The 17773-nt window shown below is 34.2% G+C and carries 12 protein-coding genes; 11 read left to right on the plus strand and 1 reads right to left on the minus strand.

Going from position 1 to position 17773, the window contains the following annotated elements; all coding sequences use genetic code 11:
- The first annotated feature begins 11 nt into the window (after positions 1 to 11).
- The 3 genes from AAYQ05_RS12590 to AAYQ05_RS12600 all read left to right on the plus strand — a co-directional run bounded on the left by AAYQ05_RS12590 (position 12) and on the right by AAYQ05_RS12600 (position 3999).
- On the plus strand, positions 12 to 680 hold the full coding sequence (locus AAYQ05_RS12590; protein WP_343543752.1) for a bifunctional 4-hydroxy-2-oxoglutarate aldolase/2-dehydro-3-deoxy-phosphogluconate aldolase: 669 nt from the start codon (positions 12 to 14) through the stop codon (positions 678 to 680).
- Positions 681 to 900: 220 nt separating this feature from the next.
- Positions 901 to 2346 carry a tagaturonate reductase gene (locus AAYQ05_RS12595; protein ID WP_343543753.1) on the plus strand — a complete coding sequence of 482 codons (1446 nt, stop codon included), beginning with the start codon at positions 901 to 903 and terminating at the stop codon, positions 2344 to 2346.
- A gap of 30 nt (positions 2347 to 2376) precedes the next feature.
- Positions 2377 to 3999, plus strand: a complete 1623-nt coding sequence (locus AAYQ05_RS12600) for a UxaA family hydrolase (protein ID WP_281633050.1) — start codon at positions 2377 to 2379, stop codon at positions 3997 to 3999.
- A gap of 303 nt (positions 4000 to 4302) precedes the next feature.
- Here the strand turns inward: AAYQ05_RS12600 and AAYQ05_RS12605 are convergent, their stop codons facing one another.
- Positions 4303 to 5331, minus strand: coding sequence for a LacI family DNA-binding transcriptional regulator (locus AAYQ05_RS12605; protein WP_343543755.1), 1029 nt, complete (start codon positions 5329 to 5331; stop codon positions 4303 to 4305).
- A 288-nt stretch (positions 5332 to 5619) separates the two neighbouring features.
- Between AAYQ05_RS12605 and AAYQ05_RS12610 the strand changes: the two genes are divergently transcribed.
- The 8 genes from AAYQ05_RS12610 to AAYQ05_RS12645 all read left to right on the plus strand — a co-directional run bounded on the left by AAYQ05_RS12610 (position 5620) and on the right by AAYQ05_RS12645 (position 17637).
- Entirely contained in the window at positions 5620 to 7059 is a 1440-nt protein-coding gene (locus tag AAYQ05_RS12610) for a glycoside hydrolase family 28 protein (RefSeq protein WP_343543756.1), read from the plus strand.
- A 30-nt stretch (positions 7060 to 7089) separates the two neighbouring features.
- Positions 7090 to 10218 (plus strand): SusC/RagA family TonB-linked outer membrane protein, encoded by a 3129-nt coding sequence (locus AAYQ05_RS12615; protein WP_343543758.1) that lies wholly within the window; start codon positions 7090 to 7092, stop codon positions 10216 to 10218.
- Between the two features lie 13 nt (positions 10219 to 10231).
- A complete protein-coding gene (locus tag AAYQ05_RS12620; protein WP_343543759.1) occupies positions 10232 to 11905 on the plus strand; it encodes a RagB/SusD family nutrient uptake outer membrane protein in 1674 nt (557 codons plus the stop codon).
- 100 nt (positions 11906 to 12005) lie between these two features.
- Positions 12006 to 12944 carry an alpha/beta hydrolase fold domain-containing protein gene (locus tag AAYQ05_RS12625; protein ID WP_343543760.1) on the plus strand — a complete coding sequence of 313 codons (939 nt, stop codon included), beginning with the start codon at positions 12006 to 12008 and terminating at the stop codon, positions 12942 to 12944.
- A gap of 12 nt (positions 12945 to 12956) precedes the next feature.
- Entirely contained in the window at positions 12957 to 13922 is a 966-nt protein-coding gene (locus AAYQ05_RS12630; protein ID WP_281633044.1) for a DUF4861 family protein, read from the plus strand.
- A gap of 54 nt (positions 13923 to 13976) precedes the next feature.
- Positions 13977 to 15176, plus strand: a complete 1200-nt coding sequence (locus tag AAYQ05_RS12635; protein WP_343543761.1) for a glycoside hydrolase family 88/105 protein — start codon at positions 13977 to 13979, stop codon at positions 15174 to 15176.
- Positions 15177 to 15185: 9 nt separating this feature from the next.
- Positions 15186 to 16391 carry a glycoside hydrolase family 88/105 protein gene (locus AAYQ05_RS12640; protein ID WP_445709714.1) on the plus strand — a complete coding sequence of 402 codons (1206 nt, stop codon included), beginning with the start codon at positions 15186 to 15188 and terminating at the stop codon, positions 16389 to 16391.
- Between the two features lie 22 nt (positions 16392 to 16413).
- Positions 16414 to 17637: a glycoside hydrolase family 88/105 protein gene (locus AAYQ05_RS12645; RefSeq protein WP_343543763.1), complete on the plus strand. Its 1224-nt coding sequence runs from the start codon at positions 16414 to 16416 to the stop codon at positions 17635 to 17637.
- Positions 17638 to 17773 lie beyond the last annotated feature (136 nt).

The raw sequence follows: 17773 nt of genomic DNA on the forward strand, positions 1-17773 counted from the left end.
TTTAAATAAAAATGGCAAAATATTCAAGAATAGAAGTAGCTCAGACAATGAAGGAGAATGGTATGGTTCCGTTGTTTTTTCATTCTGATATTGAGCTGAGTAAAAAAGTTTTAAAAGCATGTTATGATGGTGGATCTCGATTAATGGAATTTACTAGCCGAGGTGATTTTGCTCACGAAGTTTTCGGTGCTTTAAACAAATATGCTTTGGCAGAACTGCCAGGAATGATTCTGGGAGTTGGTTCTATTACAGATGCGGCTTCGGCTTCGTTGTACATGAGCTTAGGAGCAAATTTTATTGTAACTCCAGTTTTTAGAGAAGATATAGCTATAGCTTGTAATCGCAGAAAAGTGCTTTGGTCGCCAGGCTGCGGTACTTTGACAGAAATTGCAAGAGCAGAAGAATTAGGCTGTGAAATCGTAAAACTATTTCCAGCTGATACTTATGGACCAGAGTTTATTAAAGCGATAAAAGGTCCGTGTCCGTGGACAAACATTATGCCTACAGGCGGTGTTTATCCAACAAAAGAAAGTTTAAGTTCATGGTTAAATGCGGGAGCAACCTGTGTCGGTTTGGGCTCACAGTTAATTTCAAAAGATATATTAGACAACAAAGACTTCGACGGACTTACTTCAAAAGTGAAACAGGTTCTTGACATTATAAAAGATATTAGAAAATAGATTAAGGAGTAATCATGCCTAACTCCTTATTTTATAAGTTTTTTTTAGATTTTTAGAGATTGTAATTGAACATTACGCTTGAAAAATTTAGCTAGCCATTCCTCACAGCCGGCTTTATTTTACTCAATCGAGTGTAATGTTTCATTTACAATTTAAAAGGCAGAAATAATGAAATAAGGTTTGTAAATGGTTATTTATAACGCATTAAAGAGAATTTAAAATGAAAAAATTAAATAGAATAAATACAGGATTAGAAAAGTTACAGCCAATTAAAGTAGTTCAGTTTGGAGAAGGTAACTTTTTAAGAGCCTTTGTTGATTATGCTTTTGATAAACTAAATAAAGAAGTTGATTTTAATGCCGGTATTGCAGTAGTTCAACCATTGAAAGACGGTATGGTAAATATGATTAATGATCAGGACGGCCTTTATACCTTGTTTATGAACGGAATTAAAAAAGGTGAAAAGATACAAGATATTGTCTTGATTAATAATATTGTAAAAACTATAAACCCATATACTGAATTTGCAAATTATTTGGCTTTAGCTAAAGAAGAAGAACTTCAGTTTATTGTTTCTAATACTACAGAAGCTGGAATTGAATTTATTGAAAGTGATACTCCAGACATGCAGCCACCAGTATCATTTCCTGCAAAATTGACGGTTTTGTTATATGAAAGATTTAAGCATTTTAATGGAGATGCTTCTAAAGGAGTTACAATAATTCCTTGTGAATTAATTGATTATAACTCTGAAACTCTTAAAAAATATATTTTGCAATATGTTGATTTATGGAAATTGGAGGATGCATTTAAAGCTTGGGTATCAGATGCTTGTACCTATCATAGTACTTTGGTGGACAGAATTGTCCCTGGATATCCTAGAGCTGAAATTGAAGAATACAATAATAAATTAGATTATGAGGACAACTTAATTGTTGCGGCTGAACCTTTTTTCCTTTGGGCAATTGAAGGTGGAGATGATCTAAAAGCAAAATTGCCTTTCCACAAAACAGATTTGAATGTAAAAATCGTTGATGATATACGTCCTTTTAAAATGATTAAAGTTCGTATTTTAAACGGTGCGCATACGGCAATGGTTCCTTTTTCACTTTTGCATGGTAATAAATTAGTAATGGAAACTGTTGACGGAGAATTTACAGGGAAATTTGTAAATAGCGTTATTAGTGAAATTAGTGAAACTCTTGATATGGACAAAAACGAAATTACGGCCTATTCTGAGGAAGTAATGGACAGATTCAAAAATCCATTTATCAAACATGCACTTGCTGATATCGCATTAAATTCTGTATCGAAATTCAAAGTAAGAGTTTTGCCTAGTTTATTAGGATATTATAATGCGAACAAAAAATTGCCTGTTAATTTGACTTTTTCATTAGCGAGTTTAATTCGTTTCTACAAAGGAACTTGGAATGGTCAAACTTTACCGGTTAAAGATGGTGAAGATATTACTACATTCTTTAACGGATTATGGAAATCTGATGATTACGAAAAAATCGCTCGTTTGACATTGCAAAACAAAGGTTTCTGGGACCAAGATTTAACTGAAATTCCAGGTTTAACAAGAGCAATTACAGTTGCTTTAGAAGAAATTGATTCAAACGGAATTGAAGCTGGCTTTGCTAAGTTTCAAGAAAGAATAAAATAAAAAACACAACAAAAAGAACAAAGGTTAATTATGGCAACGCAGAAAAAATTAATAAAAGTACACCCAACCGATAATGTTGCGGTTGCTTTGGTGGATCTTACTGCAGGCGAAGTGATTGATTTTGAAGGACAATCAATTACCGTAGAGTCTGATGTAAAAATGAAACATAAGATTGCAATGGTTCCTTTTAATGTAGGGGACAGAATCATTATGTATGGTGTTTTGGTTGGAAAAGCAAGCGCTAGAATCGAAAAAGGCGGATTGCTTTCTACAGCAAACGTAAAACACGAAAGTGATAAAGTTACTGGTAAAACAGAAACTATTGGCTGGAATGCTCCAAATGTTGATAAATGGAAAGACAGAACGTGGCAGGGCTATCATAGAGAAGATGGGCAGGTTGGAACAGAAAATGTGTGGTTATTTTTTCCATTAGTTTTTTGTGAAAACAGAAACATCGAAATCTTAAAAGATATTTTCGAGAAAGAATTGATGAAACCTAAAGAGAACGATTATCAGTTATTGTTACGTTCTTTGGTGAAATCAGAAACGGGTGGAGCAGGAAATCAAGAAGCTTCAAACGACGCTAATTTATTCAATAATATTGAAGTAAAATTCATTACACACCAAGGTGGATGTGGCGGAATTCGTCAGGATTCTCACAGTTTAGCGAAGCTTTTGGCTGGTTATGTAAACAATCCAAACGTGGCTGGAGCAACGGTATTGAGTTTGGGATGCCAGAATCTTCAAATTTCAATCTTCAAAGAAGCTTTAGATGCAATTAATCCAAACAGTAAAAAACCTGTTTTGATTTACGATCAGCAATCTATCGGAACAATTGAAACGATGTTGAGCAGTGTGGTAAAAGACACTTTTGAAGCTATTAAAAAAGCTAATGAAATTAAGAGAGAGCCAGCTCCATTATCTAAGCTAAGAATTGGTTTAGAATGTGGTGGATCTGACGGATTCTCTGGAATTTCTGCAAACCCAACATTGGGAGTTTTATCAGATCATTTAGTTGCTTTAGGAGGAACTACAATTCTTTCTGAATTTCCTGAATTATGTGGAGTAGAGCAAGAATTGGTAAATCGTTGTGTAGATGATAAGGATGGAAAACGTTTCTTAGACTTAATGAAATGGTACGAAAAAACAGTTGTTGATGCAGGTTCAGGATTTGATATGAATCCTTCTCCAGGTAACATTAAAGACGGTTTGATTACAGATGCTATGAAATCGGCGGGTGCTGCTAAAAAAGGTGGAACATCGCCAATTACAGGTGTTTTTGATTATGGAGAATATATTAACGAGCCAGGTTTTACATTGCTTTGTACGCCAGGAAATGATGTAGAATGTACTACTGCAATGGTTGGTTCTGGTGCAAATATGGTATTGTTTACAACAGGTTTAGGAACTCCAACAGGAAATCCAATTGCTCCAGTTGTAAAGATTTCATCAAACACACAATTAGCAAACAAAATGTCTGATATTATCGATATTGATACTGGTGGAATTATCACTGGAGAAAAATCAATTGACGAAATGGCTGACGAAATGTTAGAATTCATTATTGACGTTGCTAGTGGTAATATTAAAACAAAAGCAGCTATTTTAAATCAGAATGATTTTATTCCTTGGAAAAGAGGGGTATCGCTTTAGTTTTTTAGGTGCTAAGGTTCTAAGGAGCAAAGTGACAAAGGTTTATATAGAAGACGCACCATATAGTGCGTCTTTTTTTTGAGAAAGCTTCGGAGAAGCGAAATATTTATAGATAAAAATTAGTCATCGAGAATAAAGCTCCAGGGGAGCGACATATTTTTTTTGCAATCTAAATATATGTCGCTCCCCTGGAGCTTTATGTTGTAACCGGTTAATCTTTTCCTATAAATATTTCGCTTCTCCGAAGCTTACATAAAAAAAGCCCATTCTAAAATGGGCTTATATAACTGATATGGTAAAAAATTAAAAATTACTTCTTGTAGAAGATTTACGAATATGTAATTCTGGTGCAAGAACAACTTTCTTTTCAATTTTAATAGTATCTGTTTTGTCCACCTGTTCTAAGAAAACTCGGGCGGACATTCTTCCCATTTCTAATGGCGACTGATCTACAGAGGTAATAGATAATTCCATGAATTTTGTAAAAGGTTCGTTACTGAAACCAGCAACACAAAACTCACTTGGAATACTGATATTTCGTTCTTTTAGCTCTTGAATAGCTCCCAATGCGGCAAAATCACTCGAAGAAAAAATGGCATCAGGCGGAGTTTGTAATTGTAAAAGTTTGTCGACAGCCTCTTTACCAGCATCTACGCTACTTTTAGTAAAAATGACATATTCATCACTAAAAGGAAGTCCGTTATCTAGCAATGCTTGTTTGTATCCTAAAAACCTGTTTTTGAAAATGTCTAATGATTGATCTCCAGAGAAATGAGCAATGTTACGGCAGCCTTCATCAATAAGGTGTTTTGTAGCTAAATAACCGCCTTTAAAGTCATTAATGGTTACAGAACTTACGCCGTCAATGTGTTTGCTTCTATCGAAAAATATTAGCGGTACATTTTTCTCCAATACATTTCTGAAAGCACTGTCATTCTCATCTGAAATGCCAGTAACCGACATCATAATGCCATCAACTTGAGCATCTACAAGTGTGTGAAGGTTTTCATTTTCCCTTTTAATGCTTTCGTGAGTTTGGCAGATAATAACCTGATAACCGTGAGGATAAAGTTCTTCTTCGATTCCACGAATAACCGATGCGAAAAAATTACTGTCAATACGCGGCACAATAACTCCGATATTATTACTTCGGCCACTTTTTAAAGCTAGCGCCAGTTTATTTTGCTTGTAATTCATTGCAGCAGCAGTCTTGATAACCAACTCACGTGTCGCTTCCTTTATTTTAGGATTATTATTTAACGCTCTGGAAACGGTTGCAGCTGTGATGTTTAGTTTTTCAGCAATATCGTAAATAGTTACTTTTTCACTCATTCAAAAAAAGTTTATCGAATTATTTTTAAACAAAAGTACATTTTTTTTCATTACGCAATAAATATTGTTATCGATTACCATAATTTAAAATTCAAACGTTTTAGGTTTTACAATGATAATAAATTATCTAAATTTTTGCATTAAATGTAATTAAAATTTGTAATAAAAATTAAATATATAATTTTTTTCTAAATTAATTTGGTGTCTCAGAACTATTTTTCTACTTTCGTGTAATCGATTACATAAAATATGATGTTTTTGATACTCAAACTAGAAAAATCTGTGCAAATGATTACAAATAAGATAGTCGCAATAAAAAAGATTGTTTTTTTAGCCTTTTTAGGGCTTTTAGTGTCATCATGTGTAAGACATTCTTCTTCTGTTTCTTCGGAGAAGCCATGGGAAACAATGGATTTGGTTCTAAAAAGTATTCCGCAGGTCCATTTTTCAGATAAAGTTTATAATATCAACGATTTCGGTGCTGTTGCTGATGGAAAAACGTTAAACACCTTAGCGTTTCAAAAAGCTATAAAAGAATGCGCTGCAAATGGCGGTGGGAAAGTCTTAGTTCCAAATGGAAAATATTTAACAGGAGCCATTCATTTAGAAAGTAATGTCAATCTGCATTTGGAAGACAATGCTGAGATTCTTTTTAGTTTAAATCCGAAAGATTATCCTATTGTTCATACTTCTTGGGAAGGAACCGAAGTGATGAATTATTCTCCGCTTATTTACGCAAAAAACAAAACCAATATTGCCGTTACAGGAAAAGGCACTTTAAATGGTCAAGCGGATAGCACAAACTGGTGGATTTGGTCAGGTGGAAAAAATTATGGATGGAAAAAAGGCATTCCGTCTCAAAATGACCCAACAAATCGTGAAGTATTAGTCGATATGGCAGAAAAAGGAGTTCCGGTTTCAGAAAGAGTTTTTGGAGAAGGACGTTACTTAAGACCAAATTTTATTGAGTTTTTTGAATGTAATACTGCTTTAGTAAAAGATGTTAAAATTATTAATTCTCCATTCTGGATTTTGCATCCAATAAAAACAAACAACATGATTATTGATGGGGTGACGGTTAATAGCCATGGCCCGAATAATGATGGTTGCGATCCTGAATATTCCCAAAATATTATAATTAGAAATTGCACTTTCAACACAGGCGATGATTGTATTGCAATTAAAGCAGGACGCGACGGAGACGGTAGAAGAGTAGCAATACCAAGCAAAAATATCATTGTACAAAACTGTAAAATGATTGATGGTCATGGAGGAGTTGTAATTGGAAGTGAAATTTCGGCTGGAGTAAATAATGTCTTTGTTGAAAATTGCGTCATGGACAGTCCAAATTTGGATCGCGCCATTCGAATCAAAACCAATTCAAAAAGAGGCGGAATCATTGAAAATATCTACGTAAGAAATCTTGAAGTTGGAACCGTAAAAGAATGTGTTCTGAAATTGAATATGTTTTATAATGTCTACGGATCCCAAACAGGAAACTTTATACCGACCATCAGAAACGTAAGCTTAGAGAATGTGACTGTAAAAAATGGCGGAAAATATAGCGTTTGGGCAGAAGGCTATAAAGAGTCGCCAGTTGAGAACATTACGCTGAAGAATGTAAAAATTCAAAAAGTAGACTCACTCTATTTATTAAAAAACGTTAAAAACATAAATTTTATAAATACCTATATCAATGAGAAAAAAGTAGAATCTATTACTAACTAAACACTATCAATTAACCAAACTTTAAACCACATGAGTATTAAACAATTATCTGAGAGAAAAGATAAGTACTTTGTATTTTTCTTTTTCCTGAATTTTTTGCTGTGCACTTCTATATATGCACAGTCAACCACAATTGAAGGAAAGATTACCGACGCCACTGGTATGTCACTGCCAGGGGTAAACATTAATGAAAAGGGAGCAAAAAACGGAACTTCAACAGATTTCGAAGGAAGTTTTAAAATTAATGTATCAAGCAGTAAAGCTACTTTAGTAATTAGCTATTTAGGATTTCAAACACAAGAAGTAAGTGTTGCTGGAAAATCAAAAATCAATGTAACTCTTGTTGAACAATCCAATTCATTAAACGAAGTTGTCGTTGTTGGATATGGCTCTGTAAAAAAGACAGATCTTACAGGTTCTGTTAGTACAATCAGTGCAGCAACAATCACAGAAAGAAATACAATTAATCCTTTAGAGGCTATTCAGGGGAGTACACCTGGGGTTCAGATTTCATCATCTTCTGGACGTGCAGGAGACGGATTTAAAGTAGTAATTAGAGGAAATAATTCCCTAATCGCAGATTCAAATAATCCAAGTGTAGTTGGTTCTTCACCTCTATACGTTGTAGACGGTGTACCAATGGATGGGATTGATTTCTTAAATCCGCAGGATATTGCCAGAATGGATGTTTTAAAAGATGCTTCTTCTGCTGCTATTTATGGATCTAGGGGGTCAAATGGTGTTATTATCGTAACAACAAAAAGCGGAACTAGTGCAAAAGCAGGAATCAGTGTAACTTTTGACACTTCTTACGGAAATAAAATTGCGACTAGATTACCAAAAATGATGAGCGGTGAAGAGTGGTGGAAGTTCCATCAAGTTGCGTATATGAGTGCAACGCCTTTAACCCAAACTCCAGCACAATTGGCTGCTTTAGCAGGAAATCAAAGTCCATTATTGGTTTCTCGAGCTAACAGCGGATATAATTTTGATTGGTATGATGCTGTGCTTCAATCAGGAATGACGGAGAATAATTATTTAAATATTTCAGGTCGTTCAGATTCTGGCTTAAGCTATAATTTAGGATTTGGAATTCAGAGCGATCGTGGTCTTATAGAAAACGATGCAACAGATAAATACTCTTTTAAATTAGGATTGAATCATAAAATAAATGACAAATTTTCTACAGGAGTAAATGTTACAATTGCGAGATTGAACAACCAATTAGGAAGTGATTTAGCAATGCAGGACGCTTTCAGATTAAGTCCGCTTATGTCTCCTTGGGCAATTGATGCTGCAGGAAATGAAAAAGTAGGAACTTTATTTTTTCTTCCAGGAAAGTTAACTTATCCTGATGGTTCTTGGGCTATTAATAAAACTTCGACAGTGAATCCGTTAATGGAGATTGCTAATTCTTCTCAGAAAGAAGACACATGGCAGACCGTTGGAAATGCGTATTTTCAATACCAGCCTCTAAAATGGCTTTCGTTTAAAACCACTTTTGCTGCAGGAATCATGAATAGTAGAGATTCATCTTCTTACACAGCGCAAACTAATGCAGGGGTAACATTAAACGGAAAGAATTCTGCAACGTTAGAAAGTTCAGACAACTTTAATTATACTTGGGACAATCAAATCGATTTGAAGCATACTTTTAATGAAGTACATGATGTTAGTGTATTATTATTACAAAGTTTGTACTCAAATGTTGATGAAAGTTCATATATGTATTCTAATAATCAGCCTTTTGATGTCGGAACAGACAATATGGGATCTGGAGCACAAACAAGTTATGTGATAAAATCTGCTTATGCAAAAAATACTTTAAACTCTTATGCAGTACGTTTAAACTATGCATTTAAAGATAAATATTTGGTTACAGCTTCTACTAGATGGGATGGCTCTTCAGTTTTGTCTGAAGGTAATAAATGGGAAAGTTTTCCATCATTGGCTTTAGGATGGAAACTTAGTAAAGAATCATTTTTAGCAAACAGTTCAGTTGTTTCAGATTTAAAATTGCGTGCGAGTATTGGTTATACAGGAAATGATAACGTAGCACCTTATACTTCGCAAGCATTATTAAACCAGCAGACTTTTTATGCAATGGGCTCAAATGTTGTTCCAGGATGGCAGTCAGAAAACTTAGCAAATCCAAATCTAACTTGGGAGAAAACAAGAGAATATAACTTAGGAGTTGATTTTGGATTCTTGAAAAATAGAATTACAGGTAGTGTAGATGTTTATGACAGATTATCAGACAATTTGATCTACAAACAGCAATTGCCAGCAGAAACAGGCTGGAAAAATACATTTGCAAATGTTGGATCTGTTAGTAATAAAGGTATAGAAGCTTTATTGACAACAAAAAACATTAAATCAGGAAAAGTAACTTGGGAAACGACTTTTACATTTACTAAAAACGTAAATAAATTAGAGTCAATTTACAATCAGGATAAAGTAAGTGATATTGGAAACAAATTAATTCTTGGCGCTCCATTAAACCCGAACTACAATTATGTTTACGACGGAGTTTGGCAAGAAAGTGAAGCAGCACAGGCAGCTTCTTACGGAATGGCTCCTGGACAGGCAAGGCCAAAAGATTTAAACGGAGACGGGAAATTTAATCAAGATGATAGAACTGTAATTGGAAACCCAAACCCAGAGTGGCAGGGAAGTTTATATTCAAAGTTAGTTGTAGGTCAGTTTGATTTTAATTTCTCGGTTTTGACAAGTCAAGGGCAAACAGTTTTAAGTACTTTCCACCAAAATTTTGCCGATGTAAGTGATCGTGGACGTCAGAAATTAGCAATGGATTATTTTATTCCGACTAATGGAGCAGGTATCGAAGCAAATGCAAATACAACAAACCCAAGACCAGGTCCTGTAGCAACAGGTGCGGGTGCTTATTGGACTTCTTTATTTGGTTACTACAGAGATGTTTCTTATGTGAAAATCAAAAATATATCTTTAGGTTATACTTTAGATTCTGAATTATTGAAAAAACTAAAAATTTCAAATTTCAGAATTTATGTAAACGTTCTAGATCCATTTGTGTTTACAAAATTTGATGGTTATGATCCAGAATGGGCAGCTTCTCCTTTTGGGGTGAACCGTCCAGCATCAGTGACAACACAATTGGGATTAAGTGTTAAATTTTAATAAAGATATTCAAATGAAAAAAATATTAGTAATGATAGGAATAATTGCTGCTGCTGCAAGTTCATGCAGTAATTATATAGAAGAAGATAGCCGTTCGTTTGTACCAGCAGATGCAACATATAAAACTGCAACAGGATTTCAGTTATTGGTTAATTCTAATTATGCTTGGTTAAAAGGAATTTATGGTGGTAATCCATGGCTTTTTGAAGCAGGAACCGATATGTATGCAGAAGGAAGAACTCCTGAGCCTGCAGGTTTAAGTCAATATGCGCTTTTAATTCCGTCTTCAGACAACGTTGCCGATTTATACAATTCTTGTTACCAGCAGATTCAGGCAGTAAACAAAACAGTGTATTATTCGACAGTTACAGAGCAGACACCAAACATAAATACACTTTTAGGAGAAGCACGTTATTTAAGAGCAAATGCCTATTTCTTATTAGTACAGACTTATGGTGGTGTTCCAATTGTTCTAGATAATATAACTACCCCAGTTTTATCTTTCACGAGAAATAGTGCAGAAGAAGTATATACACAAATCATAGCCGATTTAGAATTTGCTTTAGCTAATGTTGGAACCGCTGCTTATAGCACAGCTGGAAAAGTAAACAAAAGAGCAGTAAACGATTTGTTGGCAAAAGTATACTTAACAAGAGGATATGAAACTTTTGGTAAAGCAGATGATTTTTCAAAAGCTGCTACTTATGCCGATGCTGCAATTGCAGGACAAACTTTAGCATTAGCTTACGATCAATTGTTTAAGCCTGGAAACGATTTAAATGCAGAAACGATTTTTTCTGTACAATATGACAAAGCTTCAACAAGTACAGATCCAACAAAATTGGGTAATAACCAATTTTACTATTTCAGTTCTTATTTAGGAGGAGCAGAAACAGGAGCGCCTTTAAGAAGCTACAATTTATGTCCTACAGATTATGCTTTAGGTTTATACGAAAAAGGCGATGCTAGATGGAATGCGACTTTTATGACTGAAATTGTAGAAGGTCCTGAAACAACAAACGGAGTTACAAAGACTATTTTATATTATCCGTATTACAGAAGTTCAAATCCAGCGTCGTTAAAAGTGAGACATTTTTACGAACCAAAATGGTTTACAGCCGCTGATAAAACGGCTTGGATGACAGCTAATGCTTCAAGATTATCGGCAACATTTGTATATCATCCTTGGGGAGAATATTCTGCGGCACATACGCTAATTAAAAACTTAGATTGTTACACGATTCCTGTTAAGAAATTTGATGATCCAGATCCAACTACGCCTTCAAGCACAGGGCCTGTAAGTACAAGAGATATTATTGTTTCGAGACTTGGAGAAACGTATTTAATTGCTGCAGAAGCTTATTTAAAAGCAGGAAATCCAGGAACAGGTTTAGCTCGTTTAAATGAAGTGAGAAGAAGAGCAGGTGTGGCAAATGCTACTTTAGCCCAATTTAACATCGATTATATTCTAGACGAAAGAGGAAGAGAACTATTGGGAGAATATAAACGTTGGTTCGATTTAAAACGTACAGGAACTTTGGTAGCAAGAGCTTCGGCTTATAATTATAAAATTAAAGAAGCAAATTTTGTTGGTGTTGATGGTAAGCTTAAAATTTTAAGACCAATACCACAATCTGCTTTGGATTTAAACCAAAATAAAGATTTTCCTCAAAATCCTGGTTATTAGTAATTTGTTAGTTTTTTGAGAACTATGTTTTTTGAAGTAGTTAAAAAGGAGTTTGACTATAGGTCGAACTCCTTTCTTAACTAAAAAGTAAAGATTAGAAATGCGAAAATTTAAATTAATCTTAGTGTTGTTTTTTAATGTAATTGTAATGCAAAGCCAGCAATACAAGGTAGACACGTCGTATACGATTAAAAGCACTTATGCTAAATTAATTAAGAAGTATCCATTTATTACTATTCCAGAAATAAAAGCAAATCCAGATGTTAAGGAAACATTTGATTTAGTTTACAATAAAGAGCAAAATCGTGTTTTACATTTTGATGCTTTTATCAATACTAAAAAGAAAAAAAATCCTGCTGTAGTTATGATTCATGGCGGAGGGTGGAGATCGGGAAATAAAAATCAAATGCAGTTTATCGGAAAAGAAATTGCAGCAAAAGGTTATTCGTGTTTTGCGATTGAATACAGATTATCATTGGAAGCAAAATATCCTGATGGGGTTATTGATGTCAAGAATGCGATAAAATTTATAAAAGACAATGCGGTGAAATTTAATGTAGATCCAAACAAAATTGCGGTTTTAGGCTGTTCTTCGGGAGGTCAGATGGCAGCTTTGATTGGTACAACAAATAATGACCCGCTTTTTGAAGATAAAAATTTTAAAAGCAGAGCATCGTCAAAAGTCAATGCGATAATTGATGTAGACGGTGTTTTGGCATTTAAACATCCTGAATCGTCAGAGGGAGATATGGCAGCATTTTGGCTAGGAGGAAAATCAGATGAGATTCCTGAGAATTGGAAGAACGCATCTGCATTGAGTCATACAGACAAAAATACACCACCGGTATTATATATCTGCAGCAGTATACCGAGATTTCATGCAGGAAGAGACGATATGATCCAGATTTTGAATAAATATAAAATCTATAATGAAGTGCAGACTATTCCAGATTCGCCTCATTCATTTTGGTTTTATGACCCCTGGTTTACACAGACAATCTCGTACAGCGTACGATTTTTAGATACAATTTTTAAATAATTTAGAATACAAATGAAAGCAAAAATCACCACAGCAGTTTTATTTTTCGCAGGTATAACAGCCATAAATGCGCAGAAATATGATATCAAAACCAATAAAACGTATGCCGAAATATCTGCAAAAACAGACGGAAAATGGGAAGGAAGGAAATATAAAGGAGGTACTGTGTTTAAAAATGTGGACAGATTAAAGCTGGCTCCAGAACATACCGACCATTCTTTTGATATTCGTTACGAAGGTCCAGGATGGGAAAACAATAGAATTGGATATCGTTTATACTTAGACTGGAGAAATGCTATTGATATTTTTGGAAAAAAGACGTCAGAAAATATTTTGCCAAAAGTAGGGCAGGACGGTTTTGATTCTTATCATGAAATGAGCGATTGGGGAGCCGATATTTTAAAAGCAGGAAAAGGAATCGGAATCGGTTCTATAGACCGTTATTTAAACAAAGAAAAATTACACTTCCGTGAAGTAGATTCAACAATTGCGACAGTGGCTAATAAGTCGAATGAATCTACAGTAAAAGTGAATTATTATGGATGGAAAACAGCTTCAGATAAAATCGATTTTGTGTCAGAATTGACAATTAAACCAGATCAGCTTTATACTCAACATACCATAAAAGCTTCGCAAGCAATCAAAGGAATTTGTACTGGAATTGTAAAAACAAAAACAGCTGAATTGCTTAAAAAAGATAGCAAAAATAAAAAATGGGCATATTTAGCAACTTACGGAGAACAATCTTTGGTTCCAGATAAGCTAGGAATGGCAATTTTTTATGAAATTAGTACTATCGAAAATATTGAAGATACAGACTTAGATTATCTTTTAGTTTTTAAGCCAACAACAAAAGCGGTGACTTTTTACCTTTTAGGCGCTTGGGAACAAGAAGTAAACGGAATTAAAACTAAAGAAGAGTTTGTTCAGTATTTAGACAAACAATTGGAAGTACTGAATAAAAAAGGAAAAATGTAAATTGTTTTTTGCCACTCCCGATAGCTATCAGGAGTGGCTAAAAAAAATATAAATATGAAGTATCAAAAAACAGCCCTATTGTTATTTCTGCTTTTTAGTGTTTTTGCAATTGCGCAAAATCAGACAGAGGCATCAGACAATGCAATTCCGTACGATTTAAAATGGTCAGAACGAACCGCTCTTTCTATTTTAAATAAATATCCGAATGCTTGGCAGCTTGACGGAAACGAAAAACCAAAATGGGATTATAAAATGGGTTTTGTATTGTCTGGTTTTGAAAAACTATACCAGAAAACAAACAATAAAAAATACCTCAATTATATTAAAGAATATGTTGATGGAATGATTGACAGTACTGGAAATATCAAAAAATACGATATTAAAGAATACAATATCGATTGTCTGAATCCGGGAAAACTACTGTTTAATTTATACGATGTTACAAAAGATTCGCGCTATCTGCAGATTATCGGGAATTTAAGAAATCAGTTAGAAAGTCAGCCGAGAACACCTAGTGGAGGATTTTGGCACAAACAGATTTACCCAAACCAAATGTGGATTGACGGTTTGTATATGGCAGAACCTTTTTATGCACAGTTTACGGTTAAATATGAAAAAGGAAAAAGTTTAGATGATATCGCAAAACAATTCGAACTCATTCAAAAACATATTGTAGACAAAAAAACAGGTTTGGTGTACCAAGCTTGGGACGAAAGTAAAGAAATCGCGTGGGCAGATAAACAAACAGGAACTTCGCCAACTATTTGGGGCAGAGGAATTGGCTGGTATATGGTTGCATTGGTGGAAACATTAGATTATTTCCCAAAATCGCATCCAAAATATAAAGTTTTGGTGGAGTACTTGAATCAGATTGCAAAAAATGTAAATCAGTACAAAAGCGAAAATGGGTTATGGTATCAAGTAGCAGATAAACCAGACTTATACGGAAATTACGTAGAATCTTCTGCTTCTGGAATGATTATTTATGCATTTGCAAAAGGAGCCAATAAAGGATATTTAGCTTCAAGCTACAAAACAACAGCTAAAAAATCATTTGACAGTTTTGTAAAAGAATTTGTGAAAGTAGATAAAAAGGGAGAAGTGAATGTATTGAATGTTTCATCAAATGTAGGTTTGGGCGGAAAACCATTTCGCGACGGAACAAACAACTATTATTTGTCTTCCAAAACAAAAGAAAATGGTGCAATAGGATTGGGTGCTTTTTTATTAAGCGCAATCGAATTGGATAAATAAATGTTTTTAATGGATAGAAAGAAAAAATATTTTGGTTTACCACTCATGGTTATTGGCTTGCTGTTTTCATTTATGAATGCAAAAGCTCAAGAAACGACAATTGTTATTTCTAAAGACTTGAAGTGGTCTGAGAGAATGGCTCTTTCTATTATGAAGCGTGACCCAAAAGCTTGGCAAATTGATAATAATGAAAAACCAAAATGGGATTATAAGCTAGGGCTTATGATGACTGCTTTTGAGAATCTGTACAATAAAACACAGAATCCGATTTATCTCAATTATGTTAAAGAGTATTACGAAACAGTAATAAACAGTTCTGGTGATATTCTAAATTATAAATTAGAAGATTACAATATTGATTATATAAATGCTGGCAAAGGACTTTTTGAAATTTATAAGCAAACCAAAGAAGACCGTTATAGTAAAGCGCTACAGCTTTTAAGAAAACAATTGGAAACGCATCCGAGAACAAATTCGGGAGGATTTTGGCATAAAAAGATTTACCCAAATCAAATGTGGTTGGATGGATTGTATATGGGAACTCCATTTTATGCACAATATACAGCTGAATTTGAGCAAGGAAAAAGCTTCGATGATATTGTAAAACAGTTTGAGCAGATTCACCTGCATACTTTAGACCAAAAAACGGGTCTTCTTTTTCATGCTTGGGATGAAAGTAAAAAAATGGATTGGGCGAATAAAGAAACAGGAACCTCACCCAATTTTTGGTCTCGATCTATAGGCTGGTACATGATGGCTTTGGTTGATGTTTTAGATTTTATGCCAAAAGAAAACCCTAAAAGAAAAGAACTTATCCAGTATTTAAATGAGGTTTCGAAAGCTGTTGCAAAATATCAAGATAAATCAGGATTATGGTATCAAGTTACAGATGCTGGAAATAGAAAAGGAAATTACCTTGAAGCATCAGGTTCTGAAATGTTTGTTTATGCATTTGCAAAAGGAGTAAAAAAGGGGTATTTGCCAAAAAGCTATAAAAAGTTAGCAGAAAAAGGATTTGACGGAATTACAGAAAAATTGGTTACAGTAGATCCAGACGGAGAAATACATATTACTCAAGTTTGCGCTAGTGCAGGGTTAGGAGGAAATCCTTATCGGGATGGTTCTTATGAATATTATATAGGCGAAAAAATAAAAGTGGATAATTCGCATGGATTAGGGCCTTTTATTTTAGCTGCAGTTGAATTAGAAAAATAGTAGAATTTAAATATATTTTGAAATGAAAAATAGTAGAAAGCAAAGTTATTTCATGTCGATTTTGATGGCTTGTTTCATGACCATTACAAGTTGTAAAGTAACATCGCAAGAACCAGCAAAAGAGATTGTGATTGGAAAGAATGCGAAATGGTCTGATAAAATGGCCTTGACATTGATGAAACGCCATCCAGAAGCATACATGATTGATGATGCTAAAAAACCTAAATGGGATTATGTTCACGCTTTAGTATTGCATTCAATCGAAGAACTATACAAAAAAAATCCTGATCCTAGATATAAAGCTTACATCAGAGGTTATGTAGATAATTTAGTTCAAGCTGACGGAAGTATTAATACGTACGAATTCGATAAATACAATATTGATTTAGTATTGCCTGGACGTTTGCTTTTTAATGTTTATGATTATTCAAAAGAAGATAAATATTTAAAAGCATTGCAATTAATTCGCAAACAGCTTACAGAACAGCCAAGAACTCAAAGCGGCGGATTCTGGCATAAACAAATCTATCCAAACCAAATGTGGTTAGACGGTTTATACATGGGCGAACCATTCTACGCAGAATACACAGCTAGATTTGAGAACGGAAAAAGCTTTGATGATATTGCAAAACAGTTTGAAGTAATTCAGCTTAAAGCAACAGATCCAAAAACTGGATTATTGTATCACGGTTGGGACGAAAGCAAACAAATGCCGTGGGCAAATAAAGAGACTGGAAACTCTCCAAACTTTTGGTCTAGATCTTTGGGCTGGTATGTAATGGCTTTGGTTGATGTTTTAGATTATATGCCAAAAGACCATCCAAAAAGAAAAGAATTGATTAAATATTTAAACAATGCTTCTGAAGCGATACTTAAATTTCAGGATAGTAAATCAGGTTTGTGGTATCAAGTTACAGATAAAGGCGGTGAAAAAGATAATTATTTAGAAGCTTCTGGTTCTGCAATGTTTTCATATGCTTTTGCAAAAGGGGCAAACAAAGGATATTTACCAGCTAAATTTAAAAAAGCAGCCAACAAAGCTTTTGACGGATTGACTACAGTTTTAATCAAAAAAGTAGACGAAGATGGTGGAATCACTTTAACAAACTGCTGTCAAGTTGCAGGTTTAGGAGGAACTCCTTACCGTGACGGTTCTTACGAATATTACGTAAACGAAAGAAAAAAAGACAACGATCCTAAAGCAACAGGGCCTTTTATTTTGGCAGCTATTGAATTGAATAGATAAATACAATGATAATTGATAATTGACAATTGATAATTATCAATTGTTAATTATCAATTGTAATGTTTGTTTTGCTGAGCGAAGTCGAAGCATCTCAAAGTAACTCATCAAAGAATAAGCAAGTTACAAACCCGACAGG

The sequence above is a fragment of the Flavobacterium movens genome (assembly GCF_039581425.1).
Taxonomy (GTDB): Bacteria; Bacteroidota; Bacteroidia; order Flavobacteriales; family Flavobacteriaceae; genus Flavobacterium; species Flavobacterium luteolum.

What these genes read in the sequence shown, in the direction of transcription:
- AAYQ05_RS12610 (WP_343543756.1), top strand. Translation starts at nt 5,620, where the DNA reads ATGATTACAAATAAGATAGTCGCAATAAAAAAGATTGTTTTTTTAGCC.
- AAYQ05_RS12625 (WP_343543760.1), top strand. Translation starts at nt 12,006, where the DNA reads ATGCGAAAATTTAAATTAATCTTAGTGTTGTTTTTTAATGTAATTGTA.
- AAYQ05_RS12595 (WP_343543753.1), top strand. Translation starts at nt 901, where the DNA reads ATGAAAAAATTAAATAGAATAAATACAGGATTAGAAAAGTTACAGCCA.
- AAYQ05_RS12600 (WP_281633050.1), top strand. Translation starts at nt 2,377, where the DNA reads ATGGCAACGCAGAAAAAATTAATAAAAGTACACCCAACCGATAATGTT.
- AAYQ05_RS12635 (WP_343543761.1), top strand. Translation starts at nt 13,977, where the DNA reads ATGAAGTATCAAAAAACAGCCCTATTGTTATTTCTGCTTTTTAGTGTT.
- AAYQ05_RS12615 (WP_343543758.1), top strand. Translation starts at nt 7,090, where the DNA reads ATGAGTATTAAACAATTATCTGAGAGAAAAGATAAGTACTTTGTATTT.
- AAYQ05_RS12620 (WP_343543759.1), top strand. Translation starts at nt 10,232, where the DNA reads ATGAAAAAAATATTAGTAATGATAGGAATAATTGCTGCTGCTGCAAGT.
- AAYQ05_RS12640 (WP_445709714.1), top strand. Translation starts at nt 15,186, where the DNA reads ATGGATAGAAAGAAAAAATATTTTGGTTTACCACTCATGGTTATTGGC.
- AAYQ05_RS12590 (WP_343543752.1), top strand. Translation starts at nt 12, where the DNA reads ATGGCAAAATATTCAAGAATAGAAGTAGCTCAGACAATGAAGGAGAAT.
- AAYQ05_RS12630 (WP_281633044.1), top strand. Translation starts at nt 12,957, where the DNA reads ATGAAAGCAAAAATCACCACAGCAGTTTTATTTTTCGCAGGTATAACA.
- AAYQ05_RS12605 (WP_343543755.1), bottom strand. Translation starts at nt 5,331, where the DNA reads ATGAGTGAAAAAGTAACTATTTACGATATTGCTGAAAAACTAAACATC.
- AAYQ05_RS12645 (WP_343543763.1), top strand. Translation starts at nt 16,414, where the DNA reads ATGAAAAATAGTAGAAAGCAAAGTTATTTCATGTCGATTTTGATGGCT.